Annotated in this window: 18 protein-coding genes and 2 pseudogenes; 9 read left to right on the forward strand and 11 right to left on the reverse strand. The window is 62.9% G+C overall.

Features of this window, described 5'->3' with window-relative positions; genetic code table 11:
• Nucleotides 1-1,129 precede the first annotated feature (1,129 nt).
• Nucleotides 1,130-3,049 (forward strand): AAA family ATPase, encoded by a 1,920-nt coding sequence (locus ABDC78_RS08110; RefSeq protein ID WP_178360850.1) that lies wholly within the window; start codon nt 1,130-1,132, stop codon nt 3,047-3,049.
• Between the two features lie 50 nt (nt 3,050-3,099).
• On the forward strand, nt 3,100-4,581 hold the full coding sequence (locus ABDC78_RS08115; RefSeq protein WP_347133484.1) for a UvrD-helicase domain-containing protein: 1,482 nt from the start codon (nt 3,100-3,102) through the stop codon (nt 4,579-4,581).
• A gap of 328 nt (nt 4,582-4,909) precedes the next feature.
• Here the strand turns inward: ABDC78_RS08115 and ABDC78_RS08120 are convergent, their stop codons facing one another.
• Genes ABDC78_RS08120 through ABDC78_RS08130 form a run of 3 tightly spaced genes read right to left on the reverse strand, consistent with a single transcriptional unit; the run spans nt 4,910 to nt 7,218 of the window.
• Nucleotides 4,910-6,223: a site-specific integrase gene (locus ABDC78_RS08120; protein WP_178360848.1), complete on the reverse strand. Its 1,314-nt coding sequence runs from the start codon at nt 6,221-6,223 to the stop codon at nt 4,910-4,912.
• Complete coding sequence (locus tag ABDC78_RS08125; protein WP_081650107.1) at nt 6,220-6,402, reverse strand: helix-turn-helix domain-containing protein; 183 nt, start codon at nt 6,400-6,402, stop codon at nt 6,220-6,222. Before ABDC78_RS08125 ends, ABDC78_RS08120 begins: the two co-directional genes overlap by 4 nt.
• Before the next feature lie 6 nt (nt 6,403-6,408).
• Complete coding sequence (locus ABDC78_RS08130) at nt 6,409-7,218, reverse strand: helix-turn-helix domain-containing protein (RefSeq protein WP_178360847.1); 810 nt, start codon at nt 7,216-7,218, stop codon at nt 6,409-6,411.
• A gap of 680 nt (nt 7,219-7,898) precedes the next feature.
• Here ABDC78_RS08130 and ABDC78_RS08135 point away from each other — a divergent pair.
• On the forward strand, nt 7,899-8,630 hold the full coding sequence (locus tag ABDC78_RS08135) for a hypothetical protein (protein ID WP_178360846.1): 732 nt from the start codon (nt 7,899-7,901) through the stop codon (nt 8,628-8,630).
• Between the two features lie 451 nt (nt 8,631-9,081).
• Here the strand turns inward: ABDC78_RS08135 and ABDC78_RS08140 are convergent, their stop codons facing one another.
• The 6 genes and pseudogenes from ABDC78_RS08140 to ABDC78_RS08165 form a co-directional block, all read right to left on the reverse strand.
• On the reverse strand, nt 9,082-9,423 hold the full coding sequence (locus tag ABDC78_RS08140) for a hypothetical protein (protein WP_178360696.1): 342 nt from the start codon (nt 9,421-9,423) through the stop codon (nt 9,082-9,084).
• Between the two features lie 143 nt (nt 9,424-9,566).
• Entirely contained in the window at nt 9,567-10,841 is a 1,275-nt protein-coding gene (locus ABDC78_RS08145) for a sigma-70 family RNA polymerase sigma factor (RefSeq protein ID WP_178360845.1), read from the reverse strand.
• A gap of 77 nt (nt 10,842-10,918) precedes the next feature.
• Entirely contained in the window at nt 10,919-11,437 is a 519-nt protein-coding gene (locus ABDC78_RS08150; RefSeq protein WP_218621181.1) for a helix-turn-helix transcriptional regulator, read from the reverse strand.
• A 126-nt stretch (nt 11,438-11,563) separates the two neighbouring features.
• Nucleotides 11,564-11,812: a helix-turn-helix domain-containing protein gene (locus tag ABDC78_RS08155; RefSeq protein WP_347133485.1), complete on the reverse strand. Its 249-nt coding sequence runs from the start codon at nt 11,810-11,812 to the stop codon at nt 11,564-11,566.
• A gap of 124 nt (nt 11,813-11,936) precedes the next feature.
• A pseudogene (locus ABDC78_RS08160) lies at nt 11,937-12,254 on the reverse strand (recombinase family protein); the annotation flags it as partial.
• A gap of 247 nt (nt 12,255-12,501) precedes the next feature.
• Nucleotides 12,502-13,260, reverse strand: a complete 759-nt coding sequence (locus ABDC78_RS08165) for a YfbU family protein (RefSeq protein ID WP_178360844.1) — start codon at nt 13,258-13,260, stop codon at nt 12,502-12,504.
• Nucleotides 13,261-13,474: 214 nt separating this feature from the next.
• Between ABDC78_RS08165 and ABDC78_RS08170 the strand changes: the two genes are divergently transcribed.
• From ABDC78_RS08170 to ABDC78_RS08190, 5 genes and pseudogenes are all read left to right on the forward strand, one after another.
• The gene (locus ABDC78_RS08170; protein ID WP_178360843.1) at nt 13,475-13,849 is read left to right on the forward strand and encodes a metalloregulator ArsR/SmtB family transcription factor; all 375 of its coding nucleotides are present in this window, start codon (nt 13,475-13,477) and stop codon (nt 13,847-13,849) included.
• Nucleotides 13,846-14,892: pseudogene (gene arsB / locus ABDC78_RS08175) on the forward strand (ACR3 family arsenite efflux transporter); the annotation flags it as partial. The gene ABDC78_RS08170 and the pseudogene arsB, both read left to right, overlap by 4 nt.
• 76 nt (nt 14,893-14,968) lie before the next feature.
• Complete coding sequence (locus ABDC78_RS08180) at nt 14,969-15,640, forward strand: arsenate reductase ArsC (RefSeq protein WP_178360841.1); 672 nt, start codon at nt 14,969-14,971, stop codon at nt 15,638-15,640.
• Nucleotides 15,641-15,646: 6 nt separating this feature from the next.
• Nucleotides 15,647-16,066 carry a low molecular weight phosphatase family protein gene (locus ABDC78_RS08185; protein WP_178360840.1) on the forward strand — a complete coding sequence of 140 codons (420 nt, stop codon included), beginning with the start codon at nt 15,647-15,649 and terminating at the stop codon, nt 16,064-16,066.
• 73 nt (nt 16,067-16,139) lie between these two features.
• Complete coding sequence (locus tag ABDC78_RS08190; protein WP_178360839.1) at nt 16,140-17,549, forward strand: FAD-dependent oxidoreductase; 1,410 nt, start codon at nt 16,140-16,142, stop codon at nt 17,547-17,549.
• Between the two features lie 39 nt (nt 17,550-17,588).
• Here ABDC78_RS08190 and ABDC78_RS08195 read toward each other — a convergent pair whose 3' ends face one another.
• Nucleotides 17,589-18,815: an MFS transporter gene (locus ABDC78_RS08195; protein ID WP_178360838.1), complete on the reverse strand. Its 1,227-nt coding sequence runs from the start codon at nt 18,813-18,815 to the stop codon at nt 17,589-17,591.
• The gene (locus ABDC78_RS08200) at nt 18,812-20,149 is read right to left on the reverse strand and encodes an NAD(P)-binding domain-containing protein (protein WP_178360837.1); all 1,338 of its coding nucleotides are present in this window, start codon (nt 20,147-20,149) and stop codon (nt 18,812-18,814) included. The genes ABDC78_RS08195 and ABDC78_RS08200 overlap by 4 nt, the downstream gene beginning before the upstream one ends.
• Nucleotides 20,150-20,236: 87 nt before the next feature.
• Here ABDC78_RS08200 and ABDC78_RS08205 point away from each other — a divergent pair, with 87 nt between their 5' ends.
• Nucleotides 20,237-20,596 (forward strand): metalloregulator ArsR/SmtB family transcription factor, encoded by a 360-nt coding sequence (locus tag ABDC78_RS08205; RefSeq protein ID WP_178361076.1) that lies wholly within the window; start codon nt 20,237-20,239, stop codon nt 20,594-20,596.
• The last annotated feature ends 78 nt before the right edge of the window (nt 20,597-20,674 follow it).

Below are 20,674 nucleotides of genomic sequence, written 5' to 3' on the forward strand. Positions count from 1 at the left end.
TTGCGTTTGTGAACGGATTTGTGAACGTCCAATGATTCAGCGACTTCGCGGATCAGCCAGCCGGAGCCTTCTGCCGTGCAATGAGCTGCTGGTTAGACGTTGCGCTGGTCATGCGCTGGGCACGGTGGCAGGTTCGGCGCTTGCAGGTCGGCCGAGTGGCCAGATCCTGCGGTTCTTGCCGTCGCGTGCGATCTCGAACACGAATCGAGTTTGCGTAATCTGTGGCAGCGCGGCGAGCGTGTCACCGAGCACCGCCTCGACCGTGGCGGCGACGGCTTGAGCTATGTCGCCTGCGATATCACTTGTCCGCTCCGTTAGACCCGCACCCGCAGTGGGGGCGCGACGGCGCGCTAAACGCCACCCCAGTGTGTTTTCGTTCGTAGTCATAGAGGTCCTTGCCTGGTCCCGAGTGTTGGTCAACGCCAAATCACGCGGGAAACCTGGCCACAAAGTTGATGAGTCGATGCCCGATGCCGATAGAGGCCTCCACGGCGGCATCGGCGAGATACCGTTGGGCAATGGCCATGCCGGCCGATTTGGTCCCGGCAACTATGGCGCGGCTATGCGAGATGCATTCGAGGTAGGTTGCAGCGCTCAACATCAGGGTTTCAGCGATGCTCCCACCAAGTGCGCACGTCTCACGCCACTGGCTGCTCGCACGTTCGGCTGAAAATCCGGATCAGAATTTGCGCGACTATATACCCACATCCGACCACAGATTCGTCGAACTTCTGCGAGTCCTAGTTCGGAAAGCTCGGGTCGGTGACCGACGGCGCCTTGGTGTACGCCGATGTGGTAGAGCCACAACCAGTCCACATGTTTGCGCTGGACGGAATCTGGATCCTGTGGCATCTGATCTCCTAGTTGGTATGTGTCGCAACGCATCCGTCGTTCCGCCGACATCTTGCCGGTGTCATGCACGATGACGTAACACCTGCGGTTCTCCGAGCTTTAACCGGCCTTCTCAGCGAGCAGGGATCGGACGGACTTGCGGTGTTGCGGAGTGGCTGACTACTACTGCCTCGACGTCACCGTAAGGTGCAAGCGGCTGAGACAACCAGCTACCGACGTGGACGTATTGCGGCAGAGGGCTGGATGGCGGGGCGCGTCGGCAAGCGCGAGGGGGATCGTGTACTTACATACGCTGACAGTCAAGGGATTTCGCGCAAGTGGCGCAGGCGAGATCCAAGTTCAATTCCCAGGACGGTTCAGTGTCCTCATTGGCGGCAATGGCGCAGGTAAGACGACCATAGCCGAAGCTCTTTACCTGGGTCACCGACAGACCTTTCCAAGGGTGCCACCCATCAATTCAGCATCCCTCGGTTCCGGCGACCGGTCCATCGACGTCGAGTATTGGTATGAGAAGGAGTCCAAGACAGAGGGACCGCTTGGCCAAATGATGCAAGCTCAGGCCGGTGTCAGCGTTGCAGATGCTCCGGCTTTGCGCTGGGAGCGCCAACTATCTCGCAGCTTGGGCGTCGTGCGTGCGCAGAACGCTGGGACGGGTGAGACGGAACTCAGTGATGCTGTCAGCTTGGTCTACCTGCCAGCCTGGCGAAACCCGACCGAAGAGCTAGCACGCCGGGAAGTCAGGGTGCTGGTCGAGTTGCTTCGCGCCCAGCAGCAACGCGTTTCGGGATCTCGCAGCCTCATGGGACTCCGCCAGCGTGCTTGGGGTTTTCTTGAGGCGCTCACCAACGATGGTCTTATAAGCGCAGTCGAGGCCCGTATCAACGAGTCGCTAACAAACTTGACTGCCGGTGTTCGCCGCCAGTGGCCCTACGTCCGAGGGCAGGTGGTTGATGACGCTTATTTGGCCCGCGTTCTTGAGTTAATGCTTGCGGTGCTTGAGGGGCGTGACTTCGCGCGGCCCCTCGACGTCTCGGCTCTTGGATACGTGAACTTGCTGCACATCGCGGTCACGCTTGCAGCCATTCCGGACACGAATCCTCCCGAGAGCGAAAACGCAGTCGCGGCTGACGGAGCAGAGCCGCCGAGTGGCGAAGACAACGGCGAAGGATCTAACGATGTTGAGGCAGCACGACAGGCACTGATCCAAGCCCAAGAGGAAGCCGAATCGCTCGAAGACTCTTTCTTCGGCTCGGGGCCGTTCCACACCACCGTCGTGATCGAGGAGCCCGAGGCACATCTACATCCGCAGTTGCAGCATTCCCTCGTTCGGCACCTCAAACGTACGGTGGCCACCCGACCCGAGCTACAAGTTATCTTGTCTAGTCACGCTACAGATGTAATAACCTCGTGCGATCCCGATGAGATTGTCGTCCTACGCCAGCTTGCAGATGGAGAACGCCGAGCTTCGGCCGTCGCCCACATTCCTTTAGCTAACCGAGACAGTGTCATTCGCAAGGCGCGTCTGCATCTCGACGCGAGCCGATCCTCGGCGTTGTTCGCCGAAACTCTAGTTCTTGTAGAAGGAGTCACCGATGCCGCAGTAGTACGGGAGTTCGGGTGGGTGTGGGCATCAACTGATTTTGACAAGCGAGCTTTTGTCGATGCGCTCAGCATTGTCCCAATGGGGACCAAGGTGGGCTCGTGGGCAGTCGAACTTCTCTGTACGCAAGGACACGAACTGTGTACTCGGATGGCCGTCCTGCGCGATAGCGATAAAGAGTTCGGCGAAGAGCTGTCTGAACCGGCGTGGTTAGCAGAACACGATTCGAGACACGTTCGACTATTCCAAAGCCACCCGACGTTAGAGCCTGCCGTCACCTTCGGCAACGAGACCCTAGTATCGGACGCCCTGATCGCAGTGGGCATTGAGCTCGAGAACGTCGATGCTGCAACGGTTCACACAGCTTTTCGAGGTGCTCGCAAGGCGACCCAGACCCGTGAGGCCACGCCCGCCGGACCGGGCGCTAAGAAGAAGGGCGAGTTCGCGCTTGCATTTGCAGAGCGCCTAGTCCGTGCGCGAGACGAACGAAGCACCGTTGTACTTCCCGCTCATCTAAGAAAGATGTTCGACTACTTGTTTGGGGTCGACGGCCCACCAGAAAGTTTGACTGAAGACGATGAGCCGTCGCAACTATGACCCGAGAACTCGACCATTCAAATCCCATAGAGCGACTCACTGATGAGCAGATGATCGCGGCTGGGAGCGACAACCCAAGGGTATTCCTTGAGGCCGCGCCGGGCTCAGGCAAAACTACCGTCGCAGCCAACCGTTTCGGGGTGCGCCGCTACCGCATTTCACGTACGCCCTCACGCACATTCGATGGTCGAGCGGTCATTGCCGTCAGCTTCACGCGGTCGGCCACGCGTGAGCTTCGAGCAAGGGTGCGAACTACGTGGGGCACTAGCGATCTCCCTTGGCCGCATCGCATAACGACATTGGATGCCTTGATCTATGAGTTGGTGCGCAGCCTCCTCGGTTCGGGTTTGATCGCATGGCCCGGCGGCCACACCGCCCTCACGGTTCACGACACGTGGAAAGTTCTCGTCGAGCATGAATGGACCCGCTCCGTCGCGCAGGTGTATCTATTCGAAGGAAAAGTGTCGGTCCGCACGACCTACGACGAGTCGGGTATGCGTCCGGTCGTGTCAGCGTTCGAGGACGCCATTGCACTTGGGCTCTGTACCCATGACGATGTGCGTCGAGTGCTCGACTTTGCGCTAAAGCGGCCGGAAATATGGTCTGCCCTGAGGGATCACGTTGCGAACACCATCAGGGCTTTGATCGTTGACGAGGTGTTCGACGCCAACGAACTCGACATCGCTGTAATCGAATTGGCCACGGGGGCGGGGGTCGATGTGACCCTCATCGGTGATCCGTGGCAAGCACTTTATGGCTTTCGGGGCGCGCGCCCAGATCTAGTCCCTGGCGTACTGCAAAAGGCCGATTTTCGGACACTGAAACTGACGAAGTCTTTCCGCTGGCGTACCGAGAAACAACGTGAGTTGGCGGAAACTTTGAGATCGGGCAGCCCGGTTGAACTTGGAACTATCACGGCGACGGAGCTGATCGATCTGCCGACTGATGTTGTGCTGGCTCCTCTGTGGGATCAACTTTGGTCAGCAGCAACGACGGTGCTACCGATAGCTTGGGGCTCGGCCAAAGGCAATATTGTCGAGGCCGCAACTACTGTTTTGTTAAACCAGTGCACGACAGTGCTTTTCGCAACGAAGGCGACTTACCTGAATGATGCTCTGTCGACGCTTGGTGTTGACGACACCATTCTCAAACCCCTTGAGCCAGGCTTGACCGGCGTTCTTGAACTAGTGGAGGCCGCGGAGGGAAAGAATCACTGGCGTGATGCCTACGACGCGATGGTGGGAGTGCTCGGCGGGGTTTGCTCGGTGGGTTTTCCTAAGGTGCACGCGAATTATCTCGCGCGCCTGAAACTCCTACAGCCACGGTTGCGGTCTGAAGGTAATGTCGTTCCTGGCATGACAATCCACCAAGCCAAGGGGCGAGAGTGGGATAACGTTGCGTGCAGGTTCACCGACTCAGAAGTGGCGGCACTTGCCGGAGGTCTGACAAGCGCCAACGAGAAGCATCGGCAGTTGTATGTTGCGTGTACGCGCGCGCGGTTCTCCACTCGACGCCTCATCGTCACTGGATAGAAACCTGCAAAGGACGTCACAACCCGAACCGTGCACACAGCAGGATTGCGGATCGGTAGGTAAAGTTTGCGAATCAACAGGACCCGATCGACGTCGATGCCAAATCCGCCAGTGGCTGGCGAGCGACCCGCCATACGCATCGGTGACCGTCGGTTGGGGCTTGCCTGGAGCACCGCGGGTGGCCTGATCTGGCGTGTTCCCGCTGAATGAGTGAAGACGAACACGTCAACTTCGCCCCAGAAGTCCGTGCCGCTTGCACTGATCCTGAGCTGCGGCGGCCCCGCCGGCTTCGTCCAAGTGTTCATCGAAGCCAGGCGCCAACATTCAGCTAAGAGCCGTATCCCTCACCAATCAAGAACGCCGCGGCCTGCTCAGCAGCCTCTCTGTCGTCGTTCTTGAGCACATGGGCATAGGTCTGCAGGAAGAACCCGACGTCTGCGTGCCCGATGCGCTCGCTCACAATCTTGGGACTGACGCCAGCCTTCAGCGCAGCGGTCGCGTATGAGTGCCGAAGATCGTGAAAGGTGATGCGCTCAAGGCCGGCAGCAGCCGCCAGGCGGTCGAACCGTTGTCGGATGGAATCGGGGTGCGGTGGTCGGCCGTCCTGGAACGTAAAGACGTAGTTCCCGGGGTGATAGTCCGTCCCGAAGAATGCCCGTTCTTCGTTCTGGAACTCACGCCACTTGTCAAGTGCCGCAGCGGTAGTTCGATCAATCGCGATGGTTTGATCTGCGTTGCGCGTCTTGCCGCCAGCCTTATCTCGCGCATGCCCACCAACGACCACTCGATTGTCGTGCACCGTGATTTCGCGAGCGTCTAGGTCGACGTCGTGCCACCTGAGGCCACAGATCTGGCCACGACGTATTCCGGTGGTGAGTTCCAGAAGAAACAGCGCGGCGAAGCGGTCGTGACTTACCGCCCGCAGAAACTTCTGAATGTGCTCCGGGTTCCATACGGTGCGGCGAGCCCGGGAACGTTTCGGCGGCCTCACGTTCGCTGCTGGATTGTGAGCCTTGTACTTCCACGCGACGGCATCGACCAACGCACGGTGGATCATGGCGTGAATGTTTCGAACGGTCTTCGGTGCTAGCCCGGGATTCACCCTTCCCGGTACGATTCCTGCTTTGTACCGGCGGACAGCGGCACGAGCGGCGTGGATCGTTGTGCCACAAGCGTTAGCGACTTCACGGGGCGCCGGCGACTCTCCGTCGATCAGATGGCTTAGCCAATAGCGATACATCTCGTAGTTTCGGTCTTGCTTGATCCGACCTTCGGCAAGAAGCTTGGCATACAGCTTCAGCAGTTGTGGCTCATCGAGCTGCTGGAGCTTTTCTGCCCCGATGTGCGGCACAACGTAGCTCTTGGCGTAGTCCTTCCAGTTCTGCCACGTTGTGGCATCCATTGATGCCTCAACGGCGACGAACCATTCCGCGAAGAATTGAGCAACCGTGCGGGTAGAGGGTCGGACCACGCGACCCTGATCGGCATCCCGCATGGCATCGCGACACGCCTTCCATGCTTCCTTCTCAGTCGGAAATCCGCCCTTCGAGATCGTGGGATATTCGCCGGTGGACGAATCTCTTTCAGGCGCTCGGAAACGGTATGTCCATGTCCGCCCACGCTGATAGACGGCTCCCTTCACGAGGCGATCAACTCACGCAGCTCGGCAGTGACGATGTAGACGCGTCCTCCCAGCCTGCGCACTGGAAGCTCGCCAGAAGCAGCAAGCCGGTAAGCAGCAGCGCGGCTAATTCCCAGAATGCTGGCTGCGCGGGGTACTGCGAGGAGCAGCGGCAGATGATCAAATACGTTTGACTCCACTTGATTTCACCTCCCCTCGCCCGTGGTCGAATTGTCGGTAGACACTGACAGTTTCTGAGGGCTGCATCGCGGGCAGAACTCCGCTGCTTCTGTGCCGTCCGACTGTGTGACTGTGATCGTGCGCGACGAGGGGTCTTCGCACTCGCCGCACCACGGAGTCTTTCGCCGTATGGAAAAGGTCGGTGGAGCTGGCAGCTCGGATAGACGCGACGCGAGAACGGCAGCCGGATTACGGACTCCCTTAGGCCGTGATGAAAGGTGGGCCAACAGGGTTTGCGACGTCCAGCCCGCCGCAAATGCCTCCTCAATTGCCGGTGACAGTCTTCTCGCTTCGCTGCTGCTAATTCGCCACGGCGTGGGAAGAGACTCCAGCACGGAGGCCGATGATGGTTCGGATGGTGGTTCTCTTGAAGGGTTCAAGGGGTCCGTGAATTGGACCTCCGGCGGTCCGGGAGGTGAACCTTCCCGGTCTGGAGATTGGACGGGCCCCGTCGCGTTGGCGGACTGTGGGAGTCCGACATCAAGACTGGGGCGGGAGTGCGTCGCATCCGGAAGGTTGAGATTGTAATGACTTGGGCGTCTGGCTCCGGATTTGTGGTACTGGGCAACTCGTACTACGAGCCCGGCCTCTTCCAGCTTGCTGAGCGCCTTTAGGACCGTGCTTCGCGCAGCACGAGATTCCGACACGAGCGTACCGAGGGACGGGTAGCAGGAGAGGCTCTCGTCTGCGCGGTTCGCTAGCAGCACGAGGATAAGACGCTCGATCGGAGTCGAGACCTCGATACTTATTGCCCAGTTGAGTGCTTTCCAGCTCATCTATCGCCCCCACTTGCCAACGGTGTTTCGTTAGTCATTCGGCTTCCAAACTTCTCTCGAACGGACACAGGCGATCGCTCGGACGGTCGCCGTGCTGGCTTACTCCGGCTGCCACAAGCGATAGCAATCTCGGTGAACTGGAACGTAGTTGAACGGATGAAACGGCGTCCACCACGTTGGGCGACTTAGTCAGATTTCAATGCTTGTCGTCATCCTGCCCGGACAGCATGCGAATTTTGGAGCGGCGCGGACGCTTCACGGTGCCCCGCCATATCGTTGCGCAGCGGGGGCGTCCGAATAGTCTTTACAAAGACCGCAGATATGCGTCCTCGTCTACGTGCGTGTACCCGGAAGTCCCGAAATGGGCATGCAGCAACAGAGTTGATCACTAGTTGGCCATTGGTTGGCTATTAGCTGTGCACTGGTGAAGCATTCGTTAGTTCCATGAACATCTGTTTTTCAGAAAATCAGACACAGCGATCAGTGCTGTTCTTATGCAACACCTTTAGATTGGTGGTCAATGAGCCCGCGCAACAGTTATCCTGGGGGTGTGTACTGCACAACGTTGGCTACGGGCTCTTGGCGATGGCCAGATGGCCCCGCCGAACGCGCGTCCCTCGTCGATGTGGCAACTGTGACACCGGGTCGAAGAGGCGTCTCTGAGGTCACGGAGGCATGTTGTGAACGATGAACTGAGTCAAGCAAATAACCGCGGATTCGAACTCGGCAGGAGACATGCCGCGCTTGCGGATGTCATTGGGCAAGCAGCGCTCTGGGCACGCTCTTTCGGGCTTTCAACCGCCGAGGTCCTACCTGATGGATCAGTGTTCGTGACATACCCGCTCGCACAGCATGCTGAATGCCTGGTGGAGCTTTGGAATCGCCTTGGAGGCGCGTGCGTCGACCTTGCATCTTCTTTCGAGGACGGCATGAGCGCACGAAGTGCGTCAGTTGCGCCGCCGCCCAGGGCCGAAGGCGCGATTCGAATAACTACATACTTGAGCGGCGCAGACTTCGTGCACGTCCTCCAATCAAGAAGCGCGTATCGCTCTACTTTGCAGGACTTTTGGCGCAACGAAGTGACGAGCGCATCACTGTATCTCAGCGTCTCTGGTATTTGTACGGACGAACTGGAACGGTATGCCTCGATCTCACAAGCGCTCTTTGATGACGCTTCGGCTGTGGTGCGTGACGCGTACGCACATGCCGTTGCGGCGACCTACGGGCGGATTTGGGCCCGTGCTTCTCACGCCAACGAGGGTCGCGCACTCATCGCATGGATGAAGGCTCTGGTTGACGTAGGGTTCAGCTTCGAGGAGTGCGTCTCGGAACTGCGTGACCTGGAAGTGGCATCGCCCCACGCGGTGTCCTATTGCCTCCAACGCAGAAGTGCATGGCTGCACGACGGATGATCGGACTTATTCTCGCGGACATTGTGGGGACGGAGTCCAATGTCCGAAGGTGCTGATGGTCGACGTCGCAACTGGCGATATCGCGAAAAGCGGATGAGCACAAAGCTCTTAGCGAAGCGCGTTAGTCAAGAGGATCACGACCTGGTGGTCGCATACGCCAAGAACTTGCATGTCACAGTCGCCGACCTCCTTGCCCCGGCTGTGCAGGACCTTATCAACCGGGCCAGCGCCCACAACGCAATGGCAACCGTAGATCCGGCTGAACACGGAAACCATGAAAGAGATAATCAGTGAGCGGCCTGTCTTGTCAGTATTACAGTCCCGCAAGCTGATTGCGCTTTCGCTGGGCGTAGTGAGCCCGACGTGTTGGGGCCGATCGAGAGGTAGCGACCGTGATATCCGACGCCAGAGTTCAGGGAGTGAGCGAGTTGCAAAGAGTCGCTGACTCGCGTCAAGGCGGAGGTTGCCCGCCTGTGTCAGAGCGAGGCAAGCCGTAGCGAGCGCCGATCTCTTCCTCGCTTAAAGTGGGGCCGGCTGCGATATCGGCTTCTGACTCCAGCAGCGCCTCGCGAAGGTCCGCCTCATCGATGGGCCAGTCGTCGACTTCTTCTTGGTCGAGTGCGCCGCTATCGTCCTGGGAGGGCGGGTCGGGCGCTTCCCAGACCCCAGCTTCAGTCTCGGGCAGGGGCGCATCGAAGTCATCTGGGATGGCCAGGTCGGGCAGTTGACCGAAACGGCGCGGGGGAGTGGGAGGCGGCAGCTTCGACGCGGTGTCACCGCCCTCGTTCGTCACATTTGAAGGGTAAGTGAAGCACATGTCGCATCACACGTCGGATCACCGTAGCCACTTGCCGGTTGCCCCTGTTGTTTACCATCACGACCAGGGCACCTTGCTGGTGGGGCGGCCGGGTGATAGCCCACTTTCTTGTTTCGGCGTCAGGTCTCGTCGAAGAAGCTAGCGGCTTGGTCGCGAATGCGCGCGAGCCGCTTCGATACGGCGCTGTGACTGCTGTAGCCGAGGATCTTGCCGACGTCGGTGAGGGAGGTGACTCCGCTGCGTAGGACGACCACCACTTCGCGGTCGCGGGGGTTGAGCAGAGTCAGGAAGTCGCTGCATGCAAGCTGGCCGACGACTTCGGTTTCGGGTCCGTGAACTGGGGTGGTGTGATCGACTTCGACGAAGGTGACGGTGACCTTAGAGCGCTTATGGTTGAGCGTCCGGTCGAAGTCTTCCTTGGCGTGTGACCACCGGTCGGAAAAGTCGTCGTGGACCCGGTGGGACCGCACGGCGTCGAGAATGTCGCGCAGCCGGCCGGTCTTGTCGGCGGCGTCGACGGTGCGCTCGACGAACTCAGCGGCTTCCTCTTCCCCGGCCCACAGGTCAGAACCCACTCGGGGGCCGCCGGCGGTGACGCCTTCGAGAATCTCGCCGTTGCTCAGCCTTAGCGGGCCAACAGGGCCATCGGTGTCGATAATCGGCCAGGTCCGCATCTCGTCTTCCATGGCCTCGGTGACCGCGGGAACCCAGAAGTCGAGGTTGTGCGCCAGGATGCGGATCGGGTCGTCCTTAGTGAAGGCCATCTGGGGTGATCCGGGCATGAGGTGACGCCAGATCGCGGCCTCCCAGGCCCGCGACAGCCGCTGACTGAAGTCCGCGGGCAGGTAGGGGTCCGGGTTGGTCAGTTCCGTCCAGAAGGGCCATTGGCCACCAGTGAGCATCGGCAGGCCGTACCGGTCCAACGTGGCGCGAGGGAGCAGGTGAAACAGGGGTGCGTAGTCGTAATAGCGGGTCTGCGTGCGGGGGATGAACACGATGTTGTTGTCACCGAGATCGGCGATGCGGGCCAGGTCGGGAGGCAATTTCGCATAGTCGTCGGTGTCAGCGTCGGTGTCGTCGTGAAAGAAGCGGCGCCGAAACTGGGCGGCCTCCCACAACGCATTCCACCGAGCCACCGCGAAGATCCTGGCCCCACGGGTTTCGAGGTCGGTGGTGGTGCTGCTCGGCATGGGGACGCTGACGTATTCCGGGCGATCCGGGGTATCGGGCCTGATGACCGCCTGGAAGAACGCCAGCCCTGCAGACATGTTCCACATGCGCGGATAGCGATCTGGGCCGGCCAGATCCTCACTGGAGTTGAGAAGGACGTCCCGGCGAGGGTCGTCGTCGCCGTCGCTAGAGTCGGTGGTGGTGTCGTCAGACATGGTGGTCATACCTATCTCACGACACTGCCGTGCCGATTCGTTCCATTGCCAGGCAGATAATTTTCGAAGCTGCGAATCGCGCCGCATCAGCTGACCGAGCGCAACACGCGGATGCGCTGCTCATCGGAAAGGAGTCCACCCATCGGTGAGACTTCGCGCATCTCGATGCAGTCACGGCTGAGGCCAGTCAAGACACGACGAATACTGGGTATATCGCCGTCGCTCAGTAGGGACTGCCAGCGGTCGAGGTGACGCATGTGAGGCTCACCGGTGACGTTGGACCGTAATCGTCGTAGGTTCCGTTCGATCGAGAGTTGTTGTTGTGTGAGGGCGGAACGTGTGAGGTGTTTAGCCAGCTCGCGGTGAAGCATCCACGACCGGCGTTCTGAACGCGTCAACTCGGGACTAATTGGTTGGCGGGTGATTTCGAGGCGATAGCCCATGCAGGACAGCAGCCGGTCGAGTTGCTCATCGCTGAGTTCAACTTTGCCGGAGAGGAACTGGCTGATGCTTGGCTGATGTACGCCGCTGAACCGGGACAACTCAGACTGAGTGGTGCCCGTTTCGTGCATCACCGTCCGCAGGACGCCGCTACGATCACTCATGCCCACTATAGTAGTGAATACTATAGGTCAGCAAACGGCCCGACAGCCAATTGCTCATCCAGCGCTATCTGCAGCTCCTCGACGAGCTGACACGCTGCGCCGCAACAACTCCTGAGGTAGCGCGAGTTAGTGCCTTTCCTCGAAGCACATTCGCTCAGGCAACGTGCCGGCATCTGGGCCGTCCTGCGTCGGAATTGCTGGCCGGGGCGCCAGGCTGTGGGTTGCCGCCGCGGTGATGGTGAAGTCCTCGCCGCCCTTGACCAGTGCTGGCGCGCCACCGAGGCTGCGATAGACGCTGGATCGAGAGATGCCGAGGGTGCGGGCGATCTGGGCGCGGGAGGTGCCGGCCTGGTCGAGGGCCTGGGCGGCGACGATGGTGTCGGCCGTAAGTCCCGGACGCCCAGGATGGCGGCCGTTCGCACGGGCTGCTGCGACACCAGCGGCGGTGCTCGGCGGCGATGGCTCGCTCGAACTCGGCGACGGCCCCGAAAACTTGAAAAATCAGGCGACCGCCGGGGGTAGAGGTGTCGATGACCTCGATGACCTCGACGACCTCGGTGAGCGAGCGGAGCTCGACGCCGCGGTCCTGGAGGTCGCTGGCCACAGCGAGCAGGTGCGGGAGCGATCGGCCGAGGCGGTCCAGCCGCCACACCATGAGCACGTCCCCGCGTCGGGCATAGTTCAGGAGCGCGGCCAGCTCGGGGCGATCGTCACGAGCACCGGATATGCGCTCAGACCAAATTCGCTCGGCCCCAGCCTCCGTCAGCGCCTTTATCTGCATGTCCGGGGGACTGGTGCAGCGTCGGGACTCGCGCATATCCCAGCAGCGTCACCGGCAGGTCCTCCCTCGTCAGTGGGGCACGGGGGATTCAGACCCAACCGGGACGCTTGCGGCCGGGCGGCAGCCATCTGTGTTCTAAAATGTGTCCCCGTTCCCCACGGTCTGAGACACAATTCTGGGACACCCGACTGACATTTCTGCCCAGTCGCAGAACCCGTGTTCACCCTGTCGCTCAATAGGTCGTTAGGCCGACTTCTGCGCGGCCGGGGGGCCGGCCCCCGAGCTACCCGCGGCGTGACGGGTGGACCCGAGCCGCGGCGATCTGCTCCAGCTCTTCCAGGGACAGCAGGTAGGCCTTTCGGTGGTACCCGCGGTCGCGGTTGGCCTTGATGCGGCGGTGCTCGGCGAGCATCCGCGTGTACTCGTCTAGCACCGGGGAGTGCGAATTTCCGCCATCGTTGCGGTCGAGTTGCGGCCGTAGTTCGGGCCACTTGCCGTCGCCCATCAGGAACTCGACGTAGCTGGCCATGCGGCTTTCGAGCCTGTGGTTGCCGTCGAAGCCCTCGAACTCCAGCTCGTGACTCAGCTCCTCGCTGACGGGAGTCCCCTCTTTTTCCAGCTCTTTGATGCTGAACGTGATCATGCGGAACATGTCGAGGATGTCCAGTACGCGCTCGCAGTCGCGCTTGGACAGCTCGGTGCGGAAGCCGGCGACCTCCCGCCAATATTCCGTGGTGAAGCCCGACTCAATGACCCGTGCACTCTTCAGGTGGGAACGCGGGTCGATCTCGCTGTCGTCTTCGGGCACCACGTGCGCGAGGATCCGGTGGAGTAGCGAGAGCACCTGTCGGTCGGCGATGCGCATGGTCGTTGGTGCCGGTAGGTCGCCTTGGTCTTCGTCTTCTTCTGGCTCGTACCCGGGGACGATTGCCGCCATGACCAGGTTGCGGACGTATTCACTGACGGTGATCCCCTCTTCGTCGGCCATGTCCTTGAGCTGATCGCGGACCTGGTCGTCTACTCGGATGTTCAAGACGGCCATGCCGCCTCCCTTCATGTTGATGTATGTCGTGTATGACGATCATCGTAACATTGTCATCCACCATTACATGGATGACGCAGAGCGGCCTCCGCGGCGATCCTTCGGGGAATTGATGGCAACTCGGCCGGTGGCCACGCGCAACCAAACGGCCCACTTGGCAGCGTTCACCTGTCGTTGGCTTGCGCCTTGTTTCGATATCGGTCAATATCGATGTATGTCGAATCAAGAGGCCGTGGCGGTCGATGCGTGTTGCGTCACGCCGCCCCTGCTGCGTGAGCCACTGACGGAGCCTGCGGCTGCCGAGATGGCCAAGAAGTTGAAGGCGCTGGCGGATCCGGTGCGGCTGCGGCTGTTCAGTGCGATCGCCAGTCATTCCGGTGGTGAGGCGTGCGTGTGTGACGTCTCGGGTGGCATCGACGTTTCGCAGCCCACGGTGTCGCATCACCTCAAGGTGCTGCGTGCCGCTGGTTTGCTGACCTCGGAGCGTCGGGCGTCGTGGGTGTACTACGCGGTGGTTCCGGAGGCGCTGCGCGAGATAGCGGCGCTGCTGGATCTCCACACCGCAGCACTGACAGGAGCAACGGCATGACCGACACGGTGGCAAATCCTTCAGCGCCGGTGGTGGGCAAGCTGTCCACCCTCGACCGGTTCCTGCCGGTGTGGATCGGTGTCGCGATGCTCGCGGGGTTGCTGCTGGGCCGCTGGATTCCCGGACTCGATAACGCGCTGGACGGCGTTCAGGTCGACGGCATCTCGTTGCCGATCGCCCTGGGCCTGCTGATCATGATGTACCCGGTGCTGGCGAAGGTCCGCTATGACCGCCTCGACACCGTGACCGGCGACCGCAAGCTTCTGCTGAGTTCCCTGTTCTTGAACTGGGTGTTCGGTCCGGCGTTGATGTTCGCCCTGGCCTGGCTGATGCTGCCCGACCTGCCCGAGTACCGGACCGGGCTGATCATCGTGGGCCTGGCCCGCTGCATCGCCATGGTGATCATCTGGAACGACCTGGCCTGCGGTGACCGGGAAGCCGCCGCCGTGCTAGTCGCGCTGAACTCGATCTTCCAGGTCATCATGTTCGCCGTCCTGGGCTGGTTCTACCTGTCAGTCCTGCCCGGCTGGCTGGGCCTGGAGCAGACCACCATCAGCACCTCGCCGTGGCAGATCGCCAAATCGGTGCTCATCTTCTTGGGCATCCCGCTGCTGGCGGGCTATCTGTCGCGCCGGCTCGGGGAGAAGACCAAGGGCCGCGACTGGTACGAATCGAAATTCCTGCCGCGGATCGGTCCGTGGGCGCTCTACGGGCTGCTGTTCACCATCGTCATTCTCTTTGCGCTGCAGGGTGAACAGATCACCAGCCGGCCTCTCGACGTGGTGCGCATAGCTCTTCCGTTGCTGGCGTACTTCGCGATCATGTGGGGCGGCGGATACCTGCTGGGTGCCGCGATTGGCCTGGGCTATCAACGCACCACCACTTTGGCGTTCACCGCGGCGGGCAACAACTTCGAGTTGGCCATCGCCGTCGCGATCGCCACCTATGGCGCCACCTCCGGGCAAGCCCTCGCCGGGGTCGTCGGCCCGCTCATCGAGGTCCCGGTCCTGGTCGCGTTGGTGTACGTGTCGCTGGCGCTACGCCGACGCTTCCGCGACGGCGACACGACCACGTCCACCACCGTTTCGCCGTCGTCGACGACACAGGAGTCCTGACACCATGTCCGAGAGCCCAGCCGCCCTGCGCCCGCACCGCGACCTGTCCATCGACCAACGGCACGCGCTCACCACCGCGGCCACCCGGTTGGAACGCGACTTCGGCGACAGCTTCAACGTCGAGACCATCGAACGGTTCCTGCACACCTCCTATGACCAGTTCGCCGGCCGCGCCACCGTCCCGAACTTCCTGCCCCTGCTAGCCGAACGATTTGCCCGTCAACGCCTGCACGCCTTGGCCCGGGTGGAGGGCAAGATCAGCGACGGAAAGCCTACGGTGCTGTTCCTGTGCACCCACAACGCTGGTCGTTCTCAGATGGCGCTGGGCTTCTTCTGCCACTTCGCCGGTGACGACGCGGTGGCCTGGTCCGGTGGCTCCGAACCCGGTGATGCCATCAACCCGTCAGCGGTCACGGCGATGGCCGAGGTCGGGATCGACATCACCGGTGAGTTCCCCAAGCCGTGGACCGACGAGATCGTCCAGGCCGCCGACGTGGTGATCACCATGGGCTGCGGAGACGCCTGCCCCGTCTTCCCCGGCAAGCGGTACGTGAACTGGGAGCTGCCCGACCCGGCCGGCCAAGGCCTCGAGGCGGTCCGCCCCATCCGCGACGACATCGAAGACCGCGTCCGGCGGCTGCTGGCAGACCTCGACGTCACCGTCGGCCAGGGCTGACCGGCGATGACTGACACCTCCACACCGTCGGTGCTGTTCGTCTGCGTCAAGAACGGCGGCAAATCCCAGATGGCCGCCGGCCTGATGCGCCAACTCGCCGGTGACACCGTGACCGTGCACTCGGCCGGGACGAAACCCGGTGGCGCGGTCAACGATCTGTCCGCGCAAGCCCTTCTGGAGGTGGGCGTCGACATCACCACCGAGCAGCCCACACCGGTGGACTACGAGCTGGCCCGCGACGTGGACCTGGTGGTCACCCTCGGCCGGGAAGCCAAGCTGGATCCGCTGCCGGGCACCCGAGTAGAGAACTGGGACACCGACGAACCTTCCGACCGCGGCATCGACGGCCTCGAACGCATGCGCCTGGTCCGCGACGACATCACCGCCCGCGTACAGCGACTGCACACCACCCTCACCAACGCCTGACACCCACCCCCGCTCTCACGCTGCAACCCAGCACCCTCCCCAAACCACTCGATTCTCCCGAGGAGACTTCGTCATGCCCGCACGCCATATCGTCGCCATCGGCGGCAGCAACGCCGGAATCAGCGCCGCGCTGCGCATCCGCGAACTCGACCCCAGCACCGAGGTGACCGTCGTCGTCGCCGACGCCTACCCCAACTTCTCCATCTGCGGCATCCCGTACTACGTCTCCGGCGAGGTCACGCACTGGAGCAACCTGGCGCATCGCACCGCCGACGACCTGGCCGCCACCGGCATGCGCGTGCTCACCGACACCCGCGCCACCCGAATCAACGTCGCCGACCACACCCTCGATGTCCTCGACCCCACCGGACAACCCACCGAACTGTCCTATGACGCCCTGATCGTGGGCACCGGCGCCGTCAGCGCCCGCCCACCCATCGACGGCCTCACCGGACCCGACGCCCTCGGACCCAAAGATGGGGTGCACCTGCTGCATTCGATGGGCGACACCTTCGCCGTCATGGACTCCTTGCAGCAGCGCGACCCCAAGACCGCGGTCATCATCGGCGCCGGCTACATCGGCCTGGAAATGGCCGAAGGGCTCACCACCCGCGGGATCGCCGTCACCCAATTCGAAGCGCTCCCCGAAGTGCTGCCGACCGTCGACCCCGAACTGGGCGCCCTCGTCCACGACGAACTGGAACGCCACGGCGTCCAGGTCCTCACCCACACCACCGTCTCCGCGGTCACCCGCACCGACACCGGCGCCCTCACCGTGACCGCCCACCACGACGGCGAAACACTCGAAACGACAGTCGATTTCGTGCCCGTCGTGGTCGGTGTCCGCCCCGACGTGGAGCTGGCCGCCGACGCCGGCGCCGAACTCGCCATCAAGGGTGCGATCGCCGTGGACGAGGCGATGCGCACCACCTTGGCGGATGTGTTCGCTGCCGGGGATTGTGTCCACACCCACCACCGGATGCTTGGTCTGACGTGGTTGCCGCTGGGCACCACCGCCCACAAGCAGGGCCGCGTCGCCGGAGAGAACGCCCTCGGCGGCTCAGCGCGGTTCGCCGGCAGCCTCGGCACCCAGGTGGTCAAGGTCTTCAACCTGGTGGCCGCCCGCACCGGCCTGCGCGACCATGAGGTGCTCGCCGCCGATCGCGGGTGGGCACCGGTCACCACCACGGCTTCCCCGGATGACCGCAAGGCCTACTACCCGGGCGCCACCCCGATCCACATCCGGATCACCGGCGACGAACGCACCGGCCGCCTGCTGGGTGCGCAGCTGGTCGGGCACCGCAGCGCGGAGGTGTCCAAGCGGGTCGACACCTACGCCGCCGCCCTGTTCCACGACATGACCGTCGAGGGCTTCTCCGAGCTGGATCTGTCCTACACCCCGCCACTGGGATCACCCTGGGACGCCACCCAAATGGCCACCCAGACCTGGACGCGCCACCTCCGGGCGATGGTATTCAGCTGACCCCGGGCAGTACTGGATCGGATCGCGAGCCGAAGGCGGCTAGACCCGGACGATCGGCACGGGGGTCGCGACTCGCGGCCTGGTAGCCACCGCCATCAGTGCCCCCGCCGCGGCGATCGCACCGAGGGCGACGAACATCGCGTCGTACCCCCCGAGCAGGCTGGCCAGCGCCGCACCGACGAACGGTCCGACCGCGGTAGCGATCATGATCGGCGCGGACAGGAGACCGCTGAGATGACCGTAATGGGTAGAACCCCAACGCTCGGTGACCGCGGTGGCTTGCAGCAGCGTCATGATGCCGCGCATCACCCCCGCCCCGATCGCCACCACGACCAGCGCAGCGAAACTGCTGAACAGCCCGAGCAGCGCGGTGGTGGCGGCGACGCCGGCCATGATGATCACCGTCCGAGGCACGACGCCGACGCGACGCACCAGGATCTGATAGCCCAGGCGTCCGAGCACCTGGCCTGCGCCGCCCAGGCCGAGCGCGACGGCGGCGGCACCAGTGCTGATGCCGCGTTGACTCATCAACGGCACCAGATTGGCGATCACCGCGTACGAGGCGAGTCCGGCCAGCGCGAACGCTGCGATCAACGCCAGAAAGGGCCCGCTGCGCGCGGTGCGGGTCGGTGCCTCGACGTGGTGATGCTGAGTGGTTACCGCCGGCCACTGGCGTCGCAGGCCGAAGAAATGCGCCGGGATCGTGATCACCGCCATGACCGCTGCCAGGACGAGATAGGTGTGGCGCCAACTCATCTGAGCGGACAGTGCGGCGGTCAGGGGCGCGAACACGGTGCTGGCGAACCCGGCCACCAGCGTCAGCACTGTCAGGGCGCGTACCGCGTCGGCGCCGAAGAACCGAGTCAGCGCCGCGAACGCGGGCGCATAGAACACCGCGCTCATCGCCACCCCAGCCAGCACCCAGGCCGCGACGAACCAGCCGTAGTTCGGCGCCGTCACGACCGCCACCACTGAGAGCACACCGAGGATGGAGCCGGCGGTCATGATCCAGCGCGGACCGACGCGGTCCAACCACCGCCCGACCGGGATGCCCACCAGAGCTGCGGTCACCAGCCCGGCAGAGAACGCTGCGGTCACCGCGGGGGCTGACCAGCCAGTGTCGGTGCTGATCCGCTCCGAAAGCACCGTGAAGGCGTAATAGAGCACACCCCAGCTGGTGATCTCGGTGACACACAACGTCAACAGCACCCAGCGCAACCCGTGCCGAGCTGCGCTGGGTGCCGTAGAAGAATCCGCTTCGGTCATCCGCCAACGGGATTGAGCGACAACGACAACGGTTGCGGTGCCGACGGTGCGGGGCCGCAGCAGCCACCGCCGGCGTTCTCACCCTGCGGGTCGTCGAACAAGCCCGCCCCGTTGCACACCCCGGTATCGGGCAGCGTCAACTCCACCCGGCGGGCAGCCTCGTGGTCGCCGGCCAGTTCGGCGGCGATGCTGCGGACCTGCTCGTAGCCGGTCATCGCCAGGAACGTCGGTGCGCGCCCATAGGACTTCATGCCCACGATGTACAGATTCGGTTCCGGGTGGGCCAACTCGGCGGCGCCGTGCGGCAACACGCTGCCACAGGAGTGCATGTTCGGATCGATCGAGCCGGCCAGGTTGACCGGGGCCTGCAAAATCGGGTCCAGCTCGATGCGCATCTCCGACAGAAACGACAGATCCGGACGGAACCCGGTCAAGACCACCACGTGATCGGCCGACGGCAAGGAACGTCCGTCCTCCGCGGTCAGCACGGCGCGGCCGTCCACCAGGTCGATGCGCTCAGTGCGGAACCCGGTCGACAGCGACACCCGTCCCGCCTCGACCGCTTCCTTGGATCGCACACCCAGCGCACCGCGCTGGGGCAGTTCATCGGCGGCGCCTCCGCCGAAGGTGTCCTCGGACACCCCGCGGCGCAGCACCCACGTCACCGTCGTCGACGGATCCTTGCGCACCACCTCGCCGAGCTGGATCACCGCGGTCATCGCCGAATGCCCGCTGCCGACCACCACCACATGCTTGCCCACCAATGCCGAAGCCTGCGCCAGCGTCGGTGGGACATAAGTCAGCACCCCGGAGGCTGCCGCCGCGCGTTCCCCGATTGCGGGAACACCGTCAGCGCCAGCGGGATTGGGCTGACCCCAGGTGCCCGAGGCATCAATGACGGCCTGGGACTGCACCCGACACTCCGTGCCGTCAGCGTTGCTCACGTGCACGACGAACGGCGCCTCGGCGCGGCCTGGGCTCACGAGGCGGTCCCGACCCAGCCGGGACACCGCCACGACTCGCGCGCCGTACTGCACCCGCGTACCCAAGGTGCCCGCTAGCGGTGCCAGGTAGCTGTCGATCCACTCTCTGCCGGTGGGGAATCCCGACTCGGGGGCGGCCCAGCCGGTGAGTTCGAGCAGTTGGGCGGCAGCGGGGTCGACCAGTTCGGGCCAGGGGGAGAAGGTGCGGACGTGCTCCCACTGCTCAACGGCCGCAGCAAAACTCGTGCCGGCCTCCAGCACCAACGGGGTGAGTCCACGCTTCAGCAGGTGCGCGGCCGCCGCCAGACCCAACGGTCCGGCTCCGATCACTACGACGGGCAGCTCCGACATCCTCGACTCCTCTCATCGACGTTCTTCGATGAATTGATCGTGCGTGATCCATCGACGTTTGTCAATGCGTGTGTCATCATGGACGACATGGCCACCGCGACCGTCCCACTGACCTCCAGCGACGCGGCTGCCTGCTGCTCACCACTGACCGGCGGCGTGCTGGACACACCCGCCGCCGAACGCCTCGCGTCGGTGTTCAAAGCGCTTGCCGATCCGGCACGGGTCAAGTTGGTGTCGCTCATCGCCGCATCCGACGGTGGTGAAGCGTGCATCTGCGACCTCACCGAACCCCTCGGACTGAGCCAGCCCACGGTGTCTCACCACATGAAGCTGCTCGTCGACAGCGGCCTGGTCAGTCGCGACCAACGCGGCAAGTGGGCCTACTACCGCGTTAACGCCGAATCTCTAGACCGCATCGCCGCCGCAGTGTCGACCCATCCGGCCTAAACGACCTGACACCGCGTTGTCTCATTTTTAAAGAATGTGGACGTCTCAGTTCCTGTCTTGGGCGCTCTGAAGCCCACC

This window comes from Mycobacterium sp. DL, from assembly GCF_039729195.1.
GTDB classification, from domain to species: Bacteria; Actinomycetota; Actinomycetes; order Mycobacteriales; family Mycobacteriaceae; genus Mycobacterium; species Mycobacterium hippocampi_A.

Excerpts from the sequence above, each read along its gene's own strand:
- ABDC78_RS08130 (WP_178360847.1), bottom strand. The coding sequence starts at position 7,218 with ATGAGCTGGAAAGCACTCAACTGGGCAATAAGTATCGAGGTCTCGACT.
- ABDC78_RS08200 (WP_178360837.1), bottom strand. The coding sequence starts at position 20,149 with ATGTCGGAGCTGCCCGTCGTAGTGATCGGAGCCGGACCGTTGGGTCTG.
- ABDC78_RS08170 (WP_178360843.1), top strand. The coding sequence starts at position 13,475 with ATGTCGAATCAAGAGGCCGTGGCGGTCGATGCGTGTTGCGTCACGCCG.
- ABDC78_RS08195 (WP_178360838.1), bottom strand. The coding sequence starts at position 18,815 with ATGACCGAAGCGGATTCTTCTACGGCACCCAGCGCAGCTCGGCACGGG.
- ABDC78_RS08145 (WP_178360845.1), bottom strand. The coding sequence starts at position 10,841 with ATGACCACCATGTCTGACGACACCACCACCGACTCTAGCGACGGCGAC.
- ABDC78_RS08185 (WP_178360840.1), top strand. The coding sequence starts at position 15,647 with ATGACTGACACCTCCACACCGTCGGTGCTGTTCGTCTGCGTCAAGAAC.
- ABDC78_RS08205 (WP_178361076.1), top strand. The coding sequence starts at position 20,237 with ATGGCCACCGCGACCGTCCCACTGACCTCCAGCGACGCGGCTGCCTGC.
- ABDC78_RS08165 (WP_178360844.1), bottom strand. The coding sequence starts at position 13,260 with ATGGCCGTCTTGAACATCCGAGTAGACGACCAGGTCCGCGATCAGCTC.
- ABDC78_RS08115 (WP_347133484.1), top strand. The coding sequence starts at position 3,100 with ATGATCGCGGCTGGGAGCGACAACCCAAGGGTATTCCTTGAGGCCGCG.
- ABDC78_RS08150 (WP_218621181.1), bottom strand. The coding sequence starts at position 11,437 with ATGAGTGATCGTAGCGGCGTCCTGCGGACGGTGATGCACGAAACGGGC.
- ABDC78_RS08190 (WP_178360839.1), top strand. The coding sequence starts at position 16,140 with ATGCCCGCACGCCATATCGTCGCCATCGGCGGCAGCAACGCCGGAATC.
- ABDC78_RS08180 (WP_178360841.1), top strand. The coding sequence starts at position 14,969 with ATGTCCGAGAGCCCAGCCGCCCTGCGCCCGCACCGCGACCTGTCCATC.